Source organism: Streptomyces sp. NPDC051561, assembly GCF_044454195.1.
Classification (GTDB): Bacteria; Actinomycetota; Actinomycetes; order Streptomycetales; family Streptomycetaceae; genus Streptomyces.
In genome coordinates, this window is the sequence record NZ_JBITDM010000020.1 from 94,324 (window position 1) to 111,368 (window position 17,045).

15 protein-coding genes are annotated in these 17,045 nt (G+C 69.8%); 6 read left to right on the forward strand and 9 right to left on the reverse strand.

Features of this window, described 5'->3' with window-relative positions:
- Positions 1–101 precede the first annotated feature (101 nt).
- The gene (locus ACIA73_RS32440; RefSeq protein ID WP_399442452.1) at positions 102–953 is read left to right on the forward strand and encodes an EamA family transporter; all 852 of its coding nucleotides are present in this window, start codon (positions 102–104) and stop codon (positions 951–953) included.
- Positions 954–1,043: 90 nt separating this feature from the next.
- Here the strand turns inward: ACIA73_RS32440 and ACIA73_RS32445 are convergent, their stop codons facing one another.
- A complete protein-coding gene (locus ACIA73_RS32445) occupies positions 1,044–1,451 on the reverse strand; it encodes a PPOX class F420-dependent oxidoreductase (RefSeq protein ID WP_399442453.1) in 408 nt (135 codons plus the stop codon).
- Between the two features lie 295 nt (positions 1,452–1,746).
- On the opposite strand from ACIA73_RS32445, the gene ACIA73_RS32450 reads away from it, so the two are divergent.
- Complete coding sequence (locus tag ACIA73_RS32450) at positions 1,747–2,151, forward strand: hypothetical protein (protein WP_399442454.1); 405 nt, start codon at positions 1,747–1,749, stop codon at positions 2,149–2,151.
- A gap of 12 nt (positions 2,152–2,163) precedes the next feature.
- On the opposite strand, the gene ACIA73_RS32455 is transcribed toward ACIA73_RS32450, so the two are convergent.
- A complete protein-coding gene (locus ACIA73_RS32455; RefSeq protein WP_399442455.1) occupies positions 2,164–2,868 on the reverse strand; it encodes a VOC family protein in 705 nt (234 codons plus the stop codon).
- A 223-nt stretch (positions 2,869–3,091) separates the two neighbouring features.
- On the opposite strand from ACIA73_RS32455, the gene ACIA73_RS32460 reads away from it, so the two are divergent.
- Positions 3,092–3,994 (forward strand): D-alanyl-D-alanine carboxypeptidase family protein, encoded by a 903-nt coding sequence (locus ACIA73_RS32460; protein WP_399442456.1) that lies wholly within the window; start codon positions 3,092–3,094, stop codon positions 3,992–3,994.
- Between the two features lie 154 nt (positions 3,995–4,148).
- Here the strand turns inward: ACIA73_RS32460 and ACIA73_RS32465 are convergent, their stop codons facing one another.
- The 4 genes from ACIA73_RS32465 to ACIA73_RS32480 all read right to left on the reverse strand — a co-directional run bounded on the left by ACIA73_RS32465 (position 4,149) and on the right by ACIA73_RS32480 (position 8,266).
- Positions 4,149–5,309, reverse strand: a complete 1,161-nt coding sequence (locus ACIA73_RS32465) for a serine hydrolase domain-containing protein (protein WP_399442457.1) — start codon at positions 5,307–5,309, stop codon at positions 4,149–4,151.
- Positions 5,310–5,625: 316 nt separating this feature from the next.
- Positions 5,626–6,411 (reverse strand): energy-coupling factor ABC transporter ATP-binding protein, encoded by a 786-nt coding sequence (locus ACIA73_RS32470; protein ID WP_399442458.1) that lies wholly within the window; start codon positions 6,409–6,411, stop codon positions 5,626–5,628.
- Entirely contained in the window at positions 6,412–7,173 is a 762-nt protein-coding gene (gene cbiQ / locus ACIA73_RS32475; RefSeq protein WP_399442459.1) for a cobalt ECF transporter T component CbiQ, read from the reverse strand. It lies immediately after the preceding gene.
- 1 nt (position 7,174) lies between these two features.
- Positions 7,175–8,266, reverse strand: coding sequence for an energy-coupling factor ABC transporter permease (locus ACIA73_RS32480; protein ID WP_399442460.1), 1,092 nt, complete (start codon positions 8,264–8,266; stop codon positions 7,175–7,177).
- Between the two features lie 197 nt (positions 8,267–8,463).
- On the opposite strand from ACIA73_RS32480, the gene ACIA73_RS32485 reads away from it, so the two are divergent.
- The gene (locus ACIA73_RS32485) at positions 8,464–8,853 is read left to right on the forward strand and encodes an SsgA family sporulation/cell division regulator (protein WP_399442461.1); all 390 of its coding nucleotides are present in this window, start codon (positions 8,464–8,466) and stop codon (positions 8,851–8,853) included.
- Positions 8,854–9,082: 229 nt separating this feature from the next.
- Positions 9,083–12,451 (forward strand): S41 family peptidase, encoded by a 3,369-nt coding sequence (locus tag ACIA73_RS32490; protein ID WP_399442462.1) that lies wholly within the window; start codon positions 9,083–9,085, stop codon positions 12,449–12,451.
- A gap of 85 nt (positions 12,452–12,536) precedes the next feature.
- Here the strand turns inward: ACIA73_RS32490 and ACIA73_RS32495 are convergent, their stop codons facing one another.
- Genes ACIA73_RS32495 through ACIA73_RS32505 form a run of 3 tightly spaced genes read right to left on the reverse strand, consistent with a single transcriptional unit; the run spans position 12,537 to position 15,948 of the window.
- A complete protein-coding gene (locus ACIA73_RS32495) occupies positions 12,537–13,421 on the reverse strand; it encodes an SDR family oxidoreductase (RefSeq protein ID WP_399442463.1) in 885 nt (294 codons plus the stop codon).
- Positions 13,418–14,386 carry an alpha/beta fold hydrolase gene (locus ACIA73_RS32500; protein ID WP_399442464.1) on the reverse strand — a complete coding sequence of 323 codons (969 nt, stop codon included), beginning with the start codon at positions 14,384–14,386 and terminating at the stop codon, positions 13,418–13,420. The genes ACIA73_RS32495 and ACIA73_RS32500 overlap by 4 nt, the downstream gene beginning before the upstream one ends.
- Positions 14,383–15,948, reverse strand: coding sequence for a flavin-containing monooxygenase (locus ACIA73_RS32505; RefSeq protein WP_399442465.1), 1,566 nt, complete (start codon positions 15,946–15,948; stop codon positions 14,383–14,385). The genes ACIA73_RS32500 and ACIA73_RS32505 overlap by 4 nt, the downstream gene beginning before the upstream one ends.
- 326 nt (positions 15,949–16,274) lie before the next feature.
- Here ACIA73_RS32505 and ACIA73_RS32510 point away from each other — a divergent pair, with 326 nt between their 5' ends.
- Complete coding sequence (locus ACIA73_RS32510; protein WP_399442511.1) at positions 16,275–16,991, forward strand: MerR family transcriptional regulator; 717 nt, start codon at positions 16,275–16,277, stop codon at positions 16,989–16,991.
- Positions 16,992–17,045 lie beyond the last annotated feature (54 nt).

The following is a 17,045-nucleotide window of genomic DNA, read 5'->3' on the forward strand; positions in this document are numbered from 1 at the left end:
GGGGCGGGCGCCGCCGGGGCAGGCACTCCAGGCGCAACCACTCCAGGCGCGACCGCTCCCGGCGCGACCGCTCCCGGCGCGACCGCTCCCGGGGCCGCGAAGTGACCCCTCTCGTCTGCGCGGCAGTCCTCATCGCCGCGGTCACACACGCCAGCTGGAACGCGATAGCCCACCACATCAAGGACCAGCTGCTCTCCTTCACCCTGATCTCCGGCGGCGGCCTGCTGATCGGCGCGGTGGCCGCGCTCTTCGTACCCCTCCCCGCCGCCGAGGCCTGGCCCTACCTGGTCCTCTCCGCCGCACTGCACGTCGCGTACATGCTCCTGCTCATGCGCTCCTTCACCCTCGGCGACTTCGGCCAGATGTACCCGATCGCCCGAGGCAGCGCGCCCCTCATCGTCACCGCACTCGCCGCCGTCTTCGCCGACGAGATCCCCGGCGGCTGGCAGCTGGCAGGCGTGGCGGTCGCCTGTACCGGCCTGGTGGGCGTGGCCGTCTGGGGCATCCGGGGCTCCGGGAAGAAGCCCCAGTGGCCCGCGATCGGCGCCGCGCTGGCCACCGGCCTGGCCATCGCCCTCTACACCACCGTCGACGGCCTCGGCGTCCGCGCCTCAGGAACCTCCCTCGGCTACATCGCCTGGCTGATGATCCTCGAAGGCATCTCCATCCCGGCCTACGCCCTCTGCAAACGCCGCACCCAACTCGCCGCCCAGCTCCGCCCATACGCTGTAAGGGGCTTCATCGGCGCAGCCCTCTCCGTCATCGCCTACGGCCTCGTCCTCTGGGCCCAGACCCGCGCCCCCCTCGCCCCCATCGCCGCCCTCCGCGAATCCAGCATCATCGTCGGCGCCGCCATCGGCACCCTCGTCCTGAAGGAACGCTTCGGCGCCCCACGCATCGCGGCGGCAGGCCTGATGGTGGTGGGCATCGGCCTGATGCTCCACACCAGTTGACGCCGTCCACCCCCTCCGCAGAAGTACGCACCCGGGGGGGGCGCCGGGCACGAACTCCGGCCGCCCCCTCCTTCTACCCGCCCCCTCCTTCTACTTCGCCGCACTCCCCAGCACCCGCTGCGGCGTAATCCGCACCGTCAACCGAACCGCCTCCACCGGCAGTTGCAGGTACTCGTCCCCCGCACCTGCCCCCTCGTACTTCTCCGCCAGCGCGACGGCGACCTTCCGCCCCTCGTCCTCGCTCACCGCGGCAAGCCCCCGCACCTCCACATAACTGTCCGAATTCTCCACGTCGTACATGGTCAGACTGACCCGTGGATCACTCCGCATGTTCTTCTCCTTCTTGCGGCCGGCCTGCGTCGAAATCAGCAGGTCATCGCCGTCCCGCCCCACCCAGACCACGGACGTCTGCGGACTCCCGTCAGGATTGATCGTGGCCAGGACGGCACAACTGCGCCCGTCCAACAACTTGCGCGCGTTGTCACTCAGTGAAGTCATGACCGCGAGCTTAGAGCCTGTGTCTGAACCCCGGTCGGATCAGCGAACGTCGTCTGGTGCGTGCGATCGCAAGGCGCTGGAAGGTCCTCGCTGGGGTCTCCCCTGCTCGAACGAAGTTGAGAGCTCGGGGAAGGAGCTACTAGGGGCTTTCGGCAACGCCGCGAGCGTGCGTGCCAGACGACGGGCGCCCGGCCGGGGTTTAGACACAGGCTCTTAGATCCGCCACACCCACCCCACGGTCCTGCGGTTTCACCACTCCCACCGGAATCCCATCTACCGGCATACGCTCAGCCACATGAAGCCCACCGCGCGTGGCACCGCCGCAGCCCTCCTCGTCGCCGCCACCCTCTTGCTGACCGGCTGCAGCACGCCGAACCGGGCACCGGAGTTCTACTCGGACCCAGCTCATCGCACCGCCGGCCCTGTCCCGGCCGAAGCGGCACAAGTAGCCGAACGCTTCCGCAGGAACGGTGGCGAGAAGGCGATCAAAGGAGTCGACAGCGGAGCCGTCGCGGAGGGCGTCCCACGCATCACCGTGTGGTCCAGCGACACCCAGAGCGACAACGATCACTTCAACGAACTACGCCCCGCCATCGAGACGTACCTGAAGGAGAAGGAGGGCTGGGAGGCACCCGACGGCTACTTCCTCGACATCTACGGCGGCGACGGCACGCTGCTCCACCGCTTCGACGCACGCTGAGCGCCGCAATCGTTAGTCCCGCCCCTGCCACGTGGTCACGCACACCTCGTTGCCCTCGGGGTCGGCCAGCACCCGGAAGGCCGGGGCCTCCGCCTCGTACACGAGTCGTCCGCCTGCGGCGAGGGTGGCCTCGATCCGGTGGGCCACCTCGTCGTGCGGGACGCAGACGTCGAAGTGGATGCGGTTGCGTTGCGGGCGCGGATGGTCCATCTGCTGGAACCAGAGGGCCGGGCCCTGGCCGAGGGGGTCGACGAGGGGGTCCTGCGGGCCGTCGGCGCCCGGCTCGGCGACGTACCCGAGTACTGCGCGCCAGAACGGTCGTACGGCGGCGATGTCCATCGCATCGACCGCGAACTCCAGGATCTGCACCGAGCGCGGTGACGCCGGCGGCTCGATGCCGGGGCCGGTACGTAGGCCCATGTCGCTTACGGCGGTGGAGATCCGGGCGGCGAGGGTGACGTCGTGGGCGGTGACGGTGGCGCGCGGGAGGGTTTGCAGAGTGAGGGTCACGTGCGTGGGGCGCAGGTCGACAAATAGATGTTGGTCACCGTCACCACCGCACGCGGCGACCGCGACCGCCGCCACCTCGGCGGCCCGCGTCAGTGACGCGACCGCCACCGACGTACGCAGAGCGCCCAACAGATAGCGCCACCCCAACTCGCCGACCGCGTCCGACGCTTCCTGCCGGGTCAGTACCGTCTCCGCCGAAGTCTCCATGCGGGCATCCTCGCAGCGGCAGGCGCGGTCGGTCCCGGGAGGAGCCCAGGAGAGGAGCCCAGGAGAGGAGCACGGGAGGAGCTCAGGAGGAACCCCAGGACGAACTAGGTAAGGGAACGGTAAAGAACTCGGTTTCCATGCATCCATTTGTTCTTCACGCATGTCCCACAAGCAGGCGGCCTCCCCATGTGGCCGCCACTTCAGGGCATATGGAGCATCTACCTTGAATACAGGCATCAAGGCGGTCTGTCGCATATCGGCGACTCTGGTCACCGCCGGGTCGGTCATGGTCACCGGCGCGCTCGTCGCGCCGGCCGCGCAGGCCGCACCCACCGCCGCACCCAAGGCGCCGTCGATCGTCGCCAAGGGCGGGTTCCTGATGGACGCCGCCTCGGGGCGGACGTACTTCGGGAAGTACGCCGACACCCGGCTCTCCACGGGCTCGACGACCAAGATCATGACCGCTCAGGTGGTGCTCGCCACCAAGGGCGTCAACCTGAACACCAAGGTCACGATCGACAAGGCATACAGCGACTACATCGTCGCCAAGGGCGCCTCGTCCGCGCGGCTGATCGTCGGTGACAAGGTCACCGTGCGGCAGTTGCTGTACGGGCTGATGCTGCCGTCGGGCTGCGATGCCGCCTACGCGCTCGCCGACAAGTTCGGCGTCGGCAAGACGCGGGCCGCGCGCGTGAAGTCGTTCATCGGGAAGATGAACAGCGTCGCGAAGTACCTCGGCATGAAGAACACCCACTTCGACTCGTTCGACGGCATCAGCAACGGCGCCAACTACTCGACGCCACGCGACCTTTCCAAGCTCGCCGTCAACACGCTGAAGAACCCCAGCTTCCGCTCGATCGTCGCCACGAAGTCCACCACCCAGAAGGTCACCACCAAGCGGGGTGGCTACCGCAACATGGCGTGGACCAACACCAACAAGCTGCTCGGCAGTTACAAGGGCGCGATCGGCGTGAAGACCGGCTCCGGCAAGCAGGCCAAGTACTGCCTGGTCTTCGCCGCCACCCGCGGCAAGCGCACGGTCGTCGGCGCGGTCCTCGCCTCGTCCAATGAGGTCAACCGCACGGCGGACGCGAAGAAGATCATGGATTACGGCTTCAAGCTCTGAGATTTGGGTTCCAGGGCCTGGGACTTGGGCCATGAGCACTGAGTCCTCCTGAGCCCTGAGTCCTGAGTCCTGGTGGGACATGGGAGGGGGCCTTCACCGCGGTAGAGCGGTGAAGGCCCCCTCCGTCTATGGGACTCCGTCTACGGGACTCCGTCTATAGGAGCGCCTCACGCACCCCTGCGATCAGCGCCAGTGCGCGCGGATCGGCGGTAACGCCCTTGCGCAGGCCATTGGTTACGTAACCAAGCGCGATTCCGGATTCCGGGTCGGCGAATCCCAGCGAACCACCGCGGCCGGGGTGGCCGAAGGAGCCGGGGCCGAGGAGGGGCGAGGCCGAGCCGTGCAGCATGAAGCCGAGGCCGAAGCGGGTGTTCACCACCAGGACGCGGTCGGGGCCGCTGGATTCCTCGGTACGGGCGAGAGTCAGGGTGGCGGGCGCGAAGAGGCGGGGGCCGTCGTCGACGGGGCCGATCATCGCGGCGTAGCAACGGGCCAGGGCGCGGGCGGTGGATATGGCCCCGGAGGCGGGGAGTTCGGCGGCCCGGTAGGCGGGGTCGTTCTCGTTGGGGAGCGGGTCGATGGCGCCGAAGGCCCGGCGGGTGAGCGAACCGGGGTCGGCGTAGGCGTCGCTGACCGCGCGCTTGGGGCGGAGCTTGAGGCCACCGGGGGTGGCGGGTTCCTCAATGGGTGCGATCCGGCCGACACGGTGGGCCTCCTCGACGGGCAGGCCGATCCAGAAGTCCAGGTCGAGCGGGCGGGCGATCTCCTCAGCCACCCAGCGGCCGATGGTGCGGCCGGTGACCCGGCGGACGAGCTCGGCGAGCAGGAAACTGTACGTCTGGGCGTGGTACCCGTGGTCGGCGCCGGGTTCCCAGACGGGAGCCTGGGCGGCGACCGCGCGGGCTCCGGACTCACCGTCGCACGCTTCGGCAGGGGTCAACGGCCGGTCGAGGACGGGCAGTCCGGCGCGGTGCGAGAGCAGATGACGTACCAGAACGCGTTCCTTGCCGGCCGTTTTGAACTCCGGCCAGTAGGTGCCGACGGGGGCGTCCAGGTCGATCTGGCCCCGTTGGTGAAGGAGGAGGGGGACCGCGGCGGCTATGCCTTTGCCTGCGGAGCGGACGACTTGGGCGGTGTCCAGCGCCCACGGTTCGGCGCCGTCGACGTCACGGGTGCCGCCCCACAGGTCGGCGACCTTGTGACCGTGCCGGTAGACGGCGACGGCCGCGCCGCGTTCGCCGCGCTGCTGGAAGTTACGTACGAAGGCGTCCCTGACCGGTTCGAATCCGGCCGCCACCGTGCCCTGGACGTCCACGCGTACATCACTCCCGCTCACAACCCGACCGACACTTTTCCGCCCCCATGGTGCAACGCTTCGACCTGCGATGCAGGCCCACCCCCGGGACGTACGCGGGGTTCACCCATCGCCGCCCTGTACGCCGTACGGTGCGCACGGAGGTCACCGTCCTGTACGCCGTACAGGACACCCGGCCGTCATCTGCTTCTACGCCGTACAGGACACCCGGCCGTCATCTGCTTCTACGCCGTACAGGACACCCGGCCGTCGCCTGCTTCTACGCCGTACAGGACACCCCGTCATCACCTGCTTCTACGCCGTACAGGACACCCGCCTACCCCACCCTCACCGACCCCGGGTCAAAGCCGAACGGCAGCTCCAGGCGGTGCGCTCGCATCAACTCCTCATCCAGGAGCAGGTCCTGGGTTCGGCCGTCCGCGACGACCACTCCCTCGCTGAGGACGACCGCTCGCGGGCAGAGCTCCAGTGCGTAGGGGAGGTCGTGGGTGACCATCAGGACGGTGACGTCCAACGTACGGAGGATGTCGGCGAGTTCGCGGCGGGACGCCGGGTCGAGGTTGGACGACGGCTCGTCGAGGACCAGGATCTCGGGGCGCATCGCCAGGACGGTCGCCACCGCGACCCGGCGGCGCTGCCCGAAGGAGAGGTGGTGCGGGGCGCGGTCGGCGAACTCCGCCATCCCCACCTGTTCCAGTGCCTCCCGCACCCGCGCCTCCAGCTCCGCACCACGCATTCCGGCGGTGGCCGGACCGAACGCCACGTCCTCCCGCACCGTCGGCATGAACAGTTGGTCGTCCGGGTCCTGGAAGACGATGCCGACCCGGCGGCGGATCTCGGCGAGGTTCCGCTTGACGACCGGAAGGCCGGCCACCTCCACCGTGCCGGCGCCTGCGGCGAGGATGCCGTTGAGGTGCAGGACGAGGGTGGTCTTGCCGGCGCCATTGGGGCCGAGGAGGGCGACCCGCTCCCCCTTGCCGAGGGCCAGTTCTACGCCGTACAGGGCCTGGTGGCCGTCCGGGTAGGCGTAGGCGAGCCCACTGACCGCCAGCGAAGGCGCGGTCGGCGACGTCTCGTTCCCGGTCACAGCGTCAACACTCATCTACAACACCCATCCCATCGCGCACACCAACAGCGCCGCCCCCGGCAATACCGCCGCGTACCTCCACTGCTCACGTGACGCGGTGACCTCGTCGATCACCGGCATCACTCCCGTATACCCCCGGCTCACCATCGCCAGGTGCACACGCTCCCCCCTCTCGTACGACCGGATGAACAGCGCTCCCGCCGTCTTGGCGAGCACTCCCCACTGCTGTACGCCCCGGGCCTCGAAGCCCCGGGATCTGCGGGCGATCGACATCCGGCGCATCTCACCGGTGATCACCTCGCCGTACCGGATCATGAACGACGCGATCTGGACCATCATCGGCGGGAGCTTCAACCGCTGGAGTCCGATCAGGAGTTCACGCAGGTCGGTGGTGGAGGCGAGAAGCACGGAGGCGGCGACGCCGAGCGTCGCCTTCGCGAGCACATTGAACGCACCCCACAGCCCGGACACGCTCAGCGAGAGCCCGGCCACCTCCACCCGCTCGCCCTGGGCGACGAACGGCATCAGCACGGCGAAGGCCACGAACGGCACTTCGACCAGCATCCGGCTCAGAACGTGCCGGGCCGGTACGCGTGCCGCGTACGCCACCACCGCGAGTTCTACGGCGTACAGGGCGAACGCCCACACCGCCTCGCGCGGGGTGGCGACGACCAGCACCACGAACGCGAGGACCGCGGCCAGCTTGCAGTGCGGCGGGAGCGCGTGGACGGGGCTGTGGCCGTGCCGGTAGAGCGCGTGTGCGTGACCGGCGCCCATGTCAGGCGGTGACCTTGCCGGAGCCAGAAGTCGACTTCTCGACAGCTGCGGATGTACGTCGCCGGCGGACGACCCAGAAGGCGCCGCTGCCGACCACCACGGTCACGCCCACGCCGATGACGCCCGCGAGGCCGCCGGACACGAAGGGGTTGTCGATGTCCTTGACGCCGTAGTCGGCGAGCGGGGAGTCGGCGGTCGCGTGGTCGCGAACGTTCTTGTCGATTCCCTGGTCGGCGGCGACCTTCTCCAGGCCGTCCGGGTTGGCGGAGGCGTAGAAGGAGACGACCCCGGCGAGGACAAGGGCGGTCAGCAGACCGACTCCCCAGAACTTGCGGGCGGAACGCGCGGCGACCGGGACGGCCGCGGAGTCCGTGGCCGCCGGCGAGGCGACCGGTGCGTCGACCAGCTCGCCACCGACCCGCAACTTCAGCGGTGCCGACACCGACTCCTGTACGCCGTATACCAAGTCGGGCCGTACGGCGAGTACGGAGGACACCGTGAGGGCGGTGATCGCGGCCTCGCCGATACCGATCAGCACATGGACGCCGACCATCGCCGTTAGCACCTTGCCGAGGGGCACGTCGGTGGTGCCGCCGACCGCGTAAATCAGCGTGAAGAATCCCGCGGCGGCCGGCACCGAGACGAGTGCGGCGGCGAAGGACGCGACGGTCACCGACCGGCGGCGGCCGCGCGGCAGCACCTTCAGCAGCCCGCGATATACGCCGTACGAGACAAGGACGGTGACCACGCCCATGACCGTGATGTTCACACCGAGCGCGGTCAGACCGCCGTCGGCGAACAGGATGCCCTGCATGAGCAGGACGACGGATATGCAGAGCACACCCGTGTACGGGCCGACCAGGATCGCCGCGAGCGCACCACCGAGGAGGTGACCGCTGGTGCCGGCCGCGACGGGAAAGTTGAGCATCTGCACGGCGAAGACGAAGGCCGCGACCAGCCCGGCCAGTGGGGCCGCCCGTTCGTCCGCCAGTTCGCGCCGGGCGCCGCGCAGGCTGACGCCGACGGCAGCGGCTGCCACCACCCCGGCGGCTACGGAGACGGGTGCGTTGATGATTCCGTCGGGCACATGCATGGCGGTTCTCCCCCGGGTCTTCCCACTGGGAAATGGGCAACCGTTCGATGATAGGGACTTATTGCAAAGCACTTGCAAAAGTTCCCCTGTGACAAATACCCACCCTTGGCCCGAAGCAAAATATGGGAAATTTAGTATCAAATAGGATCAACAAGAGCTTCTGGTGTGTAGGACGACCACGTGAAGGAGGCGGGCAGATGTCCCGCACTGCCAAGGAACCCACCGTGACGGACTCCGGGAAACCAGCCTTCGAAGCGCTTCTCCGCGGCCGCCTGATCACCGACGCGCCCGTCAGTCCGCTCATCCCGGTGGCCCTGCGCCACGACCCGGCGAGCGATCCGCGCGCGGTCAGCGTCGTACTGCCACTGCGGCCGGGCGCGGAACAGGGCAAGGGCCGCACCGAGTGGACCTTCCCCCGGGCCCTCCTCGAAGCGGGCCTGCGCACCCCCGCCGAGCAGGGTGACGTACGGATCTGGCCGTGCGGCCGGGTCCAGGCGGTGCTGGAGCTGCACGCCCCGCGCGGGGTCGCACTCGTCCAGCTCGACAGCGCCCCGGTGGTCCGCTTCCTACTGCGCACCTACGCGTAGGTCACCAACGCCGCCTCCCGTACGCCGTACAGGAAGCAACCTGCACCTCCTGTGCGCCGCACAGGAGAGTGGTCACTCTCGTACGCCGTACAGGAGAATCCCGCGCCGCCCTTGTACGGCGTACAGGAAGCTCACCCACCGGCCGCCGCACAAGCACTCACCTCCCGCCGCAGAAAAACGTCACCCTCCACAAGTTGCCGGTGCCCCGCTGCGCGGAAAGCATTGAGGCATGCGAGTGCCCACGAACGACGTCGCCGGCTACCTCCGTTTCCCGCACCTGCACGGCGACACGCTCGCCTTCGTCGCCGAGGACGATGTCTGGGTGGCCCCCCTCACGGGCCCCGGCGAGACCCCGGGCCGTGCCTGGCGGCTCACCATCGACCGCACCCGCGTCGGTCACCCCCGCTTCTCCCCGGACGGCACCCAGCTCGCGTACACGACCTGGCGCAGCCTCGACCCGGAGGTCCATGTCGTTCCGGTCGAGGGCGGGCCCTCCCGACGGCTCTCCCACTGGGGTTCGGTCGACGCCCGCGTCTGCGGCTGGACCCCTGACGGCCACATCCTCGCCGTCTCGTCCCACAACCAGCCGTTCTCCTACTTCTCCTGGGCGTACTCACTGCCCACCGACGGCAGCCCCGGCGGCAAGCTCCCCTGGGGCCCGGTCTCCGGGATCGCCGTCTCCGACTCGCTGCCCGGCTGCGACGGCGAACGCCGCACCCTCCTCCTCACCGGAAAACCGCCCCACGAGCCCGCCGCCTGGAAGCGCTACCGGGGCGGCGCGACCGGCCGCCTGTGGCTGCACGGCGACCGGCTGCTCCCCGACCTGAACGGTCATCTCGACTCCCCGATGTTCGTCGGTGACCGGATCGCCTTCCTCTCCGATCACGAAGGTGTCGGCAACCTCTACTCCTGCCGCACCGACGGGGGTGACCTACGTCGACATAGCGACCATGACGCGTTCTACGCCCGCCATGCCTCCTCCGACGGTTCGCGGGTGATCTACCAGTGCGCCGGTGACCTGTGGCTGGTCGACGACCTGTCGCCGGACGCCAAGCCCCGCAAGCTGGACGTACGTCTCGGCGGCCCCCGCACCGGTCGGCGGGGCTACCAGATCCCGGCCGCCGGGCACGTCGGCGGCCTCGCCGTGGATCCCACAGGCCGGGCGAGCGCGGTGTCGGTACGCGGCAGCCTCTACTGGCTGACCCACCGCGACGGCCCCGCCCGCACCATCGCCGACACCCCGGGGGTCCGCGTACGGCTGCCCGAGATGCTGGGCACCACCGGCCAGGTCGCGTTCGTGACCGACACCGAGGGCGACGACGCCGTCGAGATCGCCTACCTGCCCCGAGCCGCCGGCGCCCGCGCACCCCGCCGCCTCGCCTCCGGCCAGCTCGGCCGCGTACACGAGATGACCGCCGACCCGGACGGCGGCCGCATCGCCCTCGCCGCACACGACGGCCGCCTGCTCCTCCTCAAGGTCACCGAGGGCGAGGAGAGCCTGACCGAACTGATCCGATCGATCAACGGCCCGGTCCGCGACCTCGCGTTCTCCCCCGACGGCGCCTGGCTGACCTGGTCACACCCCGGCATCGGCCGCTCCCTGCGCCAGATCAAGATGGCGCGCATCAGCGACAGCACAGGCAACAAAACCACCCACAGCACCGAAGGCACCGAAGGCACCGAAGGCACCGAAGACACCAAGAGCAGCACCAACCGCAGCCACCACCTGATCGTCGACGTCACCAACGGCCGTTTCGAGGACGAGAATCCTGTCTTCACCAGCGACGGCCGCTACCTCGCGTTCCTGTCCTGGCGCGGTTTCGACCCGGTGTACGACGTGCACACCGGCGACCTCTCCTTCCCGCTCGGCTGCCGCCCGTACCTCGTACCCCTGTCGTCGGCGACCCCCTCCCCCTTCGCCCTCTCCCCCGACGGACGTCCCGCCGCCGGCGGTCTCGACCCCGACGACGCGGCCGAGGGCGACGGCACGGTCACCGTCGAGGTCGAGGGCCTGTCCAACCGGGTGACCCCCTTCCCCGTCGCCGCCTCCAAGTACTCCTCACTCGCCGCCGTGAGCAGCGGCGGCCTGGTCTGGCTGCGCTGGCCGATCTCCGGCGCGCTCGGCGAGACCTTCGCCAACCCCGCCGACACCTCCGGCCGTCCCACCCTCGAACACTTCGACCTGGCCAAGGCCCGCAGGACCGAACTCGCCGACGACCTGGAGTGGTTCTCGATCAGCGGCGACGGCAGCCGCCTGGTCATCGTCGAGGACGGTGACCTGCGCGCCGTACCCGCGACGGAGCGCGCCGACAACGACACCACCGTCCACCTCGACCTGCGCCGCATCCTGCACGACGTCGACCCGGGCGCCGAGTGGCGGCAGGCGTACGCCGAGGCCGGCCGCATCATCCGCGCGTACTTCTGGGAACCGAACATGGGCGGCATCGACTGGGACGCCGTCCTCGATCAGTACCGCCCCCTGGTCGAACGCGTCGCGTCACCCGACGAGTTCGCCGACCTGCTGCGCGAAGTCCTCGGCGAACTGGGTACGTCGCACGCGTACGTCGCCGCCGCCCGCCGCAACGAGGGCCCGCCCCACTACCAGCGCGCCATCGGCCTGCTCGGTGCCAACTTCTACGCCAAGGACGGCAACTGGGTCCTCTCCCGGATCCTCCCCGGCGACTCCTCCGACTCCAAGGCCCGCTCACCGCTGGCCGGCACCGGCATCCGCGTCGGCGCGACCCTCACCCACATCGACGGCCGCCCGGTCGACCCCCTGTCCGGGCCCTTCCCCCTGCTGTCCGCAGCAGGGGGTACGACGGTCGAGCTGACCTTCCTCCCCGAGGTCCCCGAAGGCGCCGAGGCCCGCCCGCGCCGCGTCGCCGTCGTCCCCCTGGTCGACGAACGCCCTTTGCGTTACCAGGACTGGGTGGCCAAACGCCGCGAGGTCGTACGGGACTTGAGCGGCGGCAAATGCGGCTACCTCCACATCCCGGACATGGGTGGCTCGGGCTGGGCCCAGTTCAACCGCGACCTTCGCCTGGAGGTCTCCCGCCCCGCTCTGATCGTCGACGTACGCGGCAACGCGGGCGGCAACATCAGCGAACTCGTCATCGAGAAGCTCACCCGCCGCATCCTCGGCTGGGACCTCACTCGTGACGCCCAGCCCATCTCGTACGCCTCGAACGCCCCACGCGGCCCGGTGGTCGCCCTCGCCGACGAGGCCACCTCCTCCGACGGCGACATGATCGCTGCCGCCTTCCGGCTGCTCTCGCTCGGCCCGGTCGTGGGCCAGCGCACCTGGGGCGGCGTGGTCGGCATGACCGGCCGCCACCCGCTGGGCGACGGCACGGTCATCACCGTCCCGATGAACGCGGCCTGGTTCGACGAGTACGGCTGGTCGGTCGAGAACCACGGCGTCACTCCGGACGTCGAGGCCCTGCGCACCCCGCTGGACTGGGCGGAGGGCCGCTACGCGCAGCTCGACGACGCGGTCAAGGTCGCCCTCGACCTGCTGGCGAACCAGCCGGCGGCCACCCCGCCCGGCTACTCGTCGGTCCCGGACAAGCGCCGACCGAAGCTGCCGCCGAGAAGCTGAAGTGCCGAGAACCGGAGGAGGGGGCGGGGGTACGTCACCCCCGCCCCCTCTCGTCCGTCAGGACGCCTGCCTCCTCGTACGACCCCTAGCTCGGGCCCGCCGCATGCCGGGTCGACTCGTCCGCCGCCCCACCTGCCCCGACCAGCCCCTTGCCGACCCCGTTCAACCGAGGCTCGAACCGGCGCATTTCACGCTGCCCGACCGTACCGATGACCGCCGGCAGGTACCCGCGCACCGACTGCATGCCCCGCAGCCACCACTGCGCGTACACATGTGCCGACCGCCGCTCGATGCCCGCGACGATCCGGTCGACGGCCGGGCCCAGCGGGTACGTCCGGTTCGAAGGCCACGGCAGCCGCTGCCGCAACTCCCGCATCACGTCGTCCTGGTCGGCCCCGCGCACCATGTCGGTGTCCGTCCACGACAGGTAACCGACGCCGACCTTCACGCCCTTGTACCCGACCTCGGCCCGCAGACAGTGCGCGAACGCCTCGACGCCCGACTTCGACGCGCAGTACGCACTCATCATCGGGGCCGGGGTGATCGCCGCCAGCGACGCGATCTGCAGGAAGTAGCCCCGGCTCTCCATCAGTACGGGCAGGAACGCCCGCGCGGTCACCGCGCCACCCACCAGGTTGACCTCGATGACCCGCCGCCACGCCTCCGGGTCGGAGTCGACGAACGGCCCGCCCGACGCCACACCGGCGTTGGCGACCACAATGTCGACCTTTCCGAACCGCTCCTTCACCTCCTGGGCGACCCGTGCCATCGCCTCGTGGTCGGTGACATCCGCGTACCACCAGTCGCACTCGGTGTGCAGCCGGCCCGTCACGTCCTTCAGCTGCTCGGGTTCGAGACCGACCAGGGCGACATTCGCGCCGCGCGCCGACAGCTTGCGCGCCAGCAGCTCACCGACACCCCGCGCCGCCCCCGTGACGACGGCGACCTGACCCTCAAGGCTGTAGCTCACGCGACTTCCTCCTCCATGTCCGCAGCTTGTACGTCGGCAGCCTGCGCGCCCACGGGCCGCACGTCCCCTGCCTGCATGTCGCCAGCTTTGACGACATATCCACTCATCAACTCCCGGATCTTGCCGGTCACCACCTCCGGCGCCTCCACCGGCGACATGTGCCCCACCCCGGTGAGCAGCGTCAGCCCCAGCGACTGCGGCAGCGCGGCCTCGATCTCCCGCGCGTGCACCGGCGGCGTCAGCCGGTCGTCGGCACCCGCGATGACCGCCACCGGCATCCGCAACTCACCGATCTCTGTCGACAATTCGAGCCCGGCCAGCACGTGCGACCACGCCACCCGCGCCCCCCTCGGGCACGCGTGCACGATCCGCGCACACTCGGCGACCCGCTCCGGCGCCGCCCCGCGCCCCATCGTGGCGTACTTCAGCACCGCCTTCGAGACCGGAGTCACCGGCCCCAGCGGCGCCCGCGCCCCGAGCACCGCCTTCGTCAGCCGGGTCCGCAGCCCACCCGCCCGCATCGGCAGCACCAGCGCCTCGGCCACCAGCCGCGACGCCCCCGTGCTGCACAGCAGCACCGCCGCCGCACGCTCGGCGACCGCAGGGCGGCCCGAGGCCGCCATGATCGTCATGCCGCCCATCGAGTGGCCCACCAGCAGCGCCTTCTCACCGGGGCCGAGGGTTGCCGCGAGCACCGCTTCGAGGTCGTCGGCCAGCGCGTCCGTCGAGCAGGTGACCGACGCGGGCGTACGTCCGTGACCCCGCTGGTCGTACGCGATGACCCGGTACTCACCCGCCAGTTCACGGATCTGCGCGTCCCAGAACCGGATGGAACACGTCCACCCGTGCGCGAGCACCACCGCCGGTGCACTCGCGTCTCCGTACACCTCGACATGCAACCGCGCACCGTCCGCGGAGTCGACCGTCAACTCCCGCACGTCGAGCCCCACTCCCCGCGCAGTCACGCCACCGCCCCCTCGGCCTCGGCGACCGAACCCGACGCCCCCGAAGTCGCCGAAGCCGCCGACGACGAAGACGAACCCGCCCCCGGCCCCCGCACCACCTCGTACTCCGCCAGGTTGACCTCCCGCGTCGCCCTCCGGAACTCCGAAGTGGTCCCAGGCCACACCGTCGTATTGCGGCCGTTCGCATCCAGATACCAGCTGTCGCACCCACCGGTGTTCCACACCGTGCGCTTCATCCGCTCCTGGACGCGCCGGTTCCACGCACCCACCGCCGACGGGCGCGCGGACAGCGCGACCCGTCCGCCCAGCACGTTCAACTGCCGCATGTAGTCGGCCAGATAGTTGAGCTGCGCCTCGATCATCAGGATCATCGACGAGTTACCGAGCCCGGTGTTCGGGCCGATGATCGTCATCCAGTTCGGGAAGCCCACGGCGCTGGCGCCACGCAGCGACTCCATCCCGCCCTTCCACGTCTCGGCGAGCGTGATTCCCTCCGCGCCCACCACCCGGTCGGCGATCGGCATGTCGGTCACATGGAAACCGGTGCCGAAGATGATCGCGTCGACCTCCGCCTCCGTACCGTCGGAAGCCACCAGCGTCGACCCGCGCACTTCGCTCAGACCGGACGCGACGACGTTCACGTTGTCCTTGGCGAGCGCCGGATAGTAGGCGCTCGACAGCAGGATGCGCTTGCAGCCGATGCGGTACGAGGGAGTCAGCTTGGCCCGCAGCGCCGGGTCCTTGATGGACTTCGCCATGTTCGCCTTGGCGATGTTCTCGACGAACCCGAGCTCGCCGGGACGCTTGGTGAACGCGGAGACCTGCAACTCACGGATGCCCCACAGCAGCCCCCGCCTGGCCGTCCCCGTCACCGGCACCTTGCGGTGCAGCCACCGCTCGGCGCCACTGATCTCCCGGTCCATCCGCGGCATCACCCAGGCCGGCGTGCGCTGGAAAAGTGTCAATTTGTCGACGTCGGGCTGGATCGACGGCACGATCTGGATCGCGGACGCACCGGTTCCGATCATCGCGACCCGCTTGCCCCTGAGGTCGTAGTCGTGGTCCCAGCGGGCCGAGTGGAAGACCTTGCCGGGGAAGGTGTCCAGGCCCGGGATGTCGGGGACCTTCGGGTCGGAGAGCGGCCCGGTCGCGGAGACCACCACATCGGCGACCAGCGTCTTCCCGTTCGCCGTCTCCACCTTCCACCACAGCTTGTCGGCGTCCCACGTCATCATCGTCACCTCGTGATCGAGGCGGATGTGCGGCCGCAGCCCGAAGGTGTCGGTGACGCGCTCCAGGTACGCCCTGATGTGCTCCTGACCCGAAAAGGTGCGCGGCCACTCGGGGTTGGGCGCGAAGGAGAAGGAATAGAGGTGTGACGGTACGTCGCACGCGCATCCCGGGTAACTGTTGTCGCGCCAGGTCCCCCCGACCGAGTCGCCCCGCTCCAGGACGACGAAATCGGTGATCCCCTCGCGGCGCAGCCGGACGGCGGCCCCCAGGCCACCGAATCCGGACCCGATCACCGCCACTCGTACATGCTCGTGCTCGAACTCGGCCATGCCCGACGCCTCCCGCACTCACTTGCTCAACTCACGACTCTGCCAGCAATCACTGGCACGGTTCGGAGCGTAAGCCAGTCGCGTACTGATCGGTAGGGGTACGACGCGACAAGTTACCGGTGGTACGACATAGGCTGCCCGGCGTGGACGAGGAAGACCGGCCCGCAGAACTGGGCAAACAGAACGCGGACAGCGGCGAACGGGGCGCGGACAGCGACGCATCGAGCGCGGCCCGCCGACCCCCCGGCAGCCCGATCCCGCACCCGCACCCGCACCCGCAAAACAGCCAGCACCAACCCGTCACCCCCACCCTCCGCGAGTACCGCATGGAGGAGCTCGCCGATGCGGCCGGCATCCCCGTCCGCACCCTGCGCTTCTACCGCGAGCGCAAGCTCATCCAGCCGCCCCGCCGCGAGGGCCGCATCGCCTGGTACAACGACCACCACCTGGCCCGGCTCCGCACCATCACCGCCCTGCTGGAGCGCGGCCACACCCTCACCGGCATCGCCGACCTCGCCTCCACCTTCGACAGCGGCCGCGACGTCGGCGCCCTCCTGGCACTCGGCACCCCGGGCGAGCCCACCGAGGAGATTCCGGTCCGCCTCACCCCCGAGCAGCTCGCCGACTACTTCGAGGGCGAGGTCACTCCCGAGAACCTCGCCTCCGCCATGGCGCTCGGCTATCTCGCGATCGACGGCGACGAGATCGTGCACATCAGCCGCCGGCTGCTCGACGTCTCCGCCGCCCTGGTCCGCGAGGGTGTGCCGCTCTCCGAGGTAATGGCCGTCGGCCTCCAGGTGCGTGAACACGCGGACGTACTGGCGCAGATGTTCATCCGCCTGCTCACCGCGCACGACGCCGACCCGCAGCAACTGCGCCCGCTCGCCAAGAGCGTCGTCGAGGCCGAACTGTCAATGGCACTCGACCGCCACCTGCCCCTGTCCCACCGCACAGCAGACCCGGGCCACCACCCGACAGCGCCCCCGGCAGCACCACCGACCGCACCCCCGGGCCCCACCGACGCCGGACACCCCCTCCCCTAAGATCGAACTCCTGTGCCTGAAGCGGTCCGTAACAACGACTGGGGCGACAGTGAC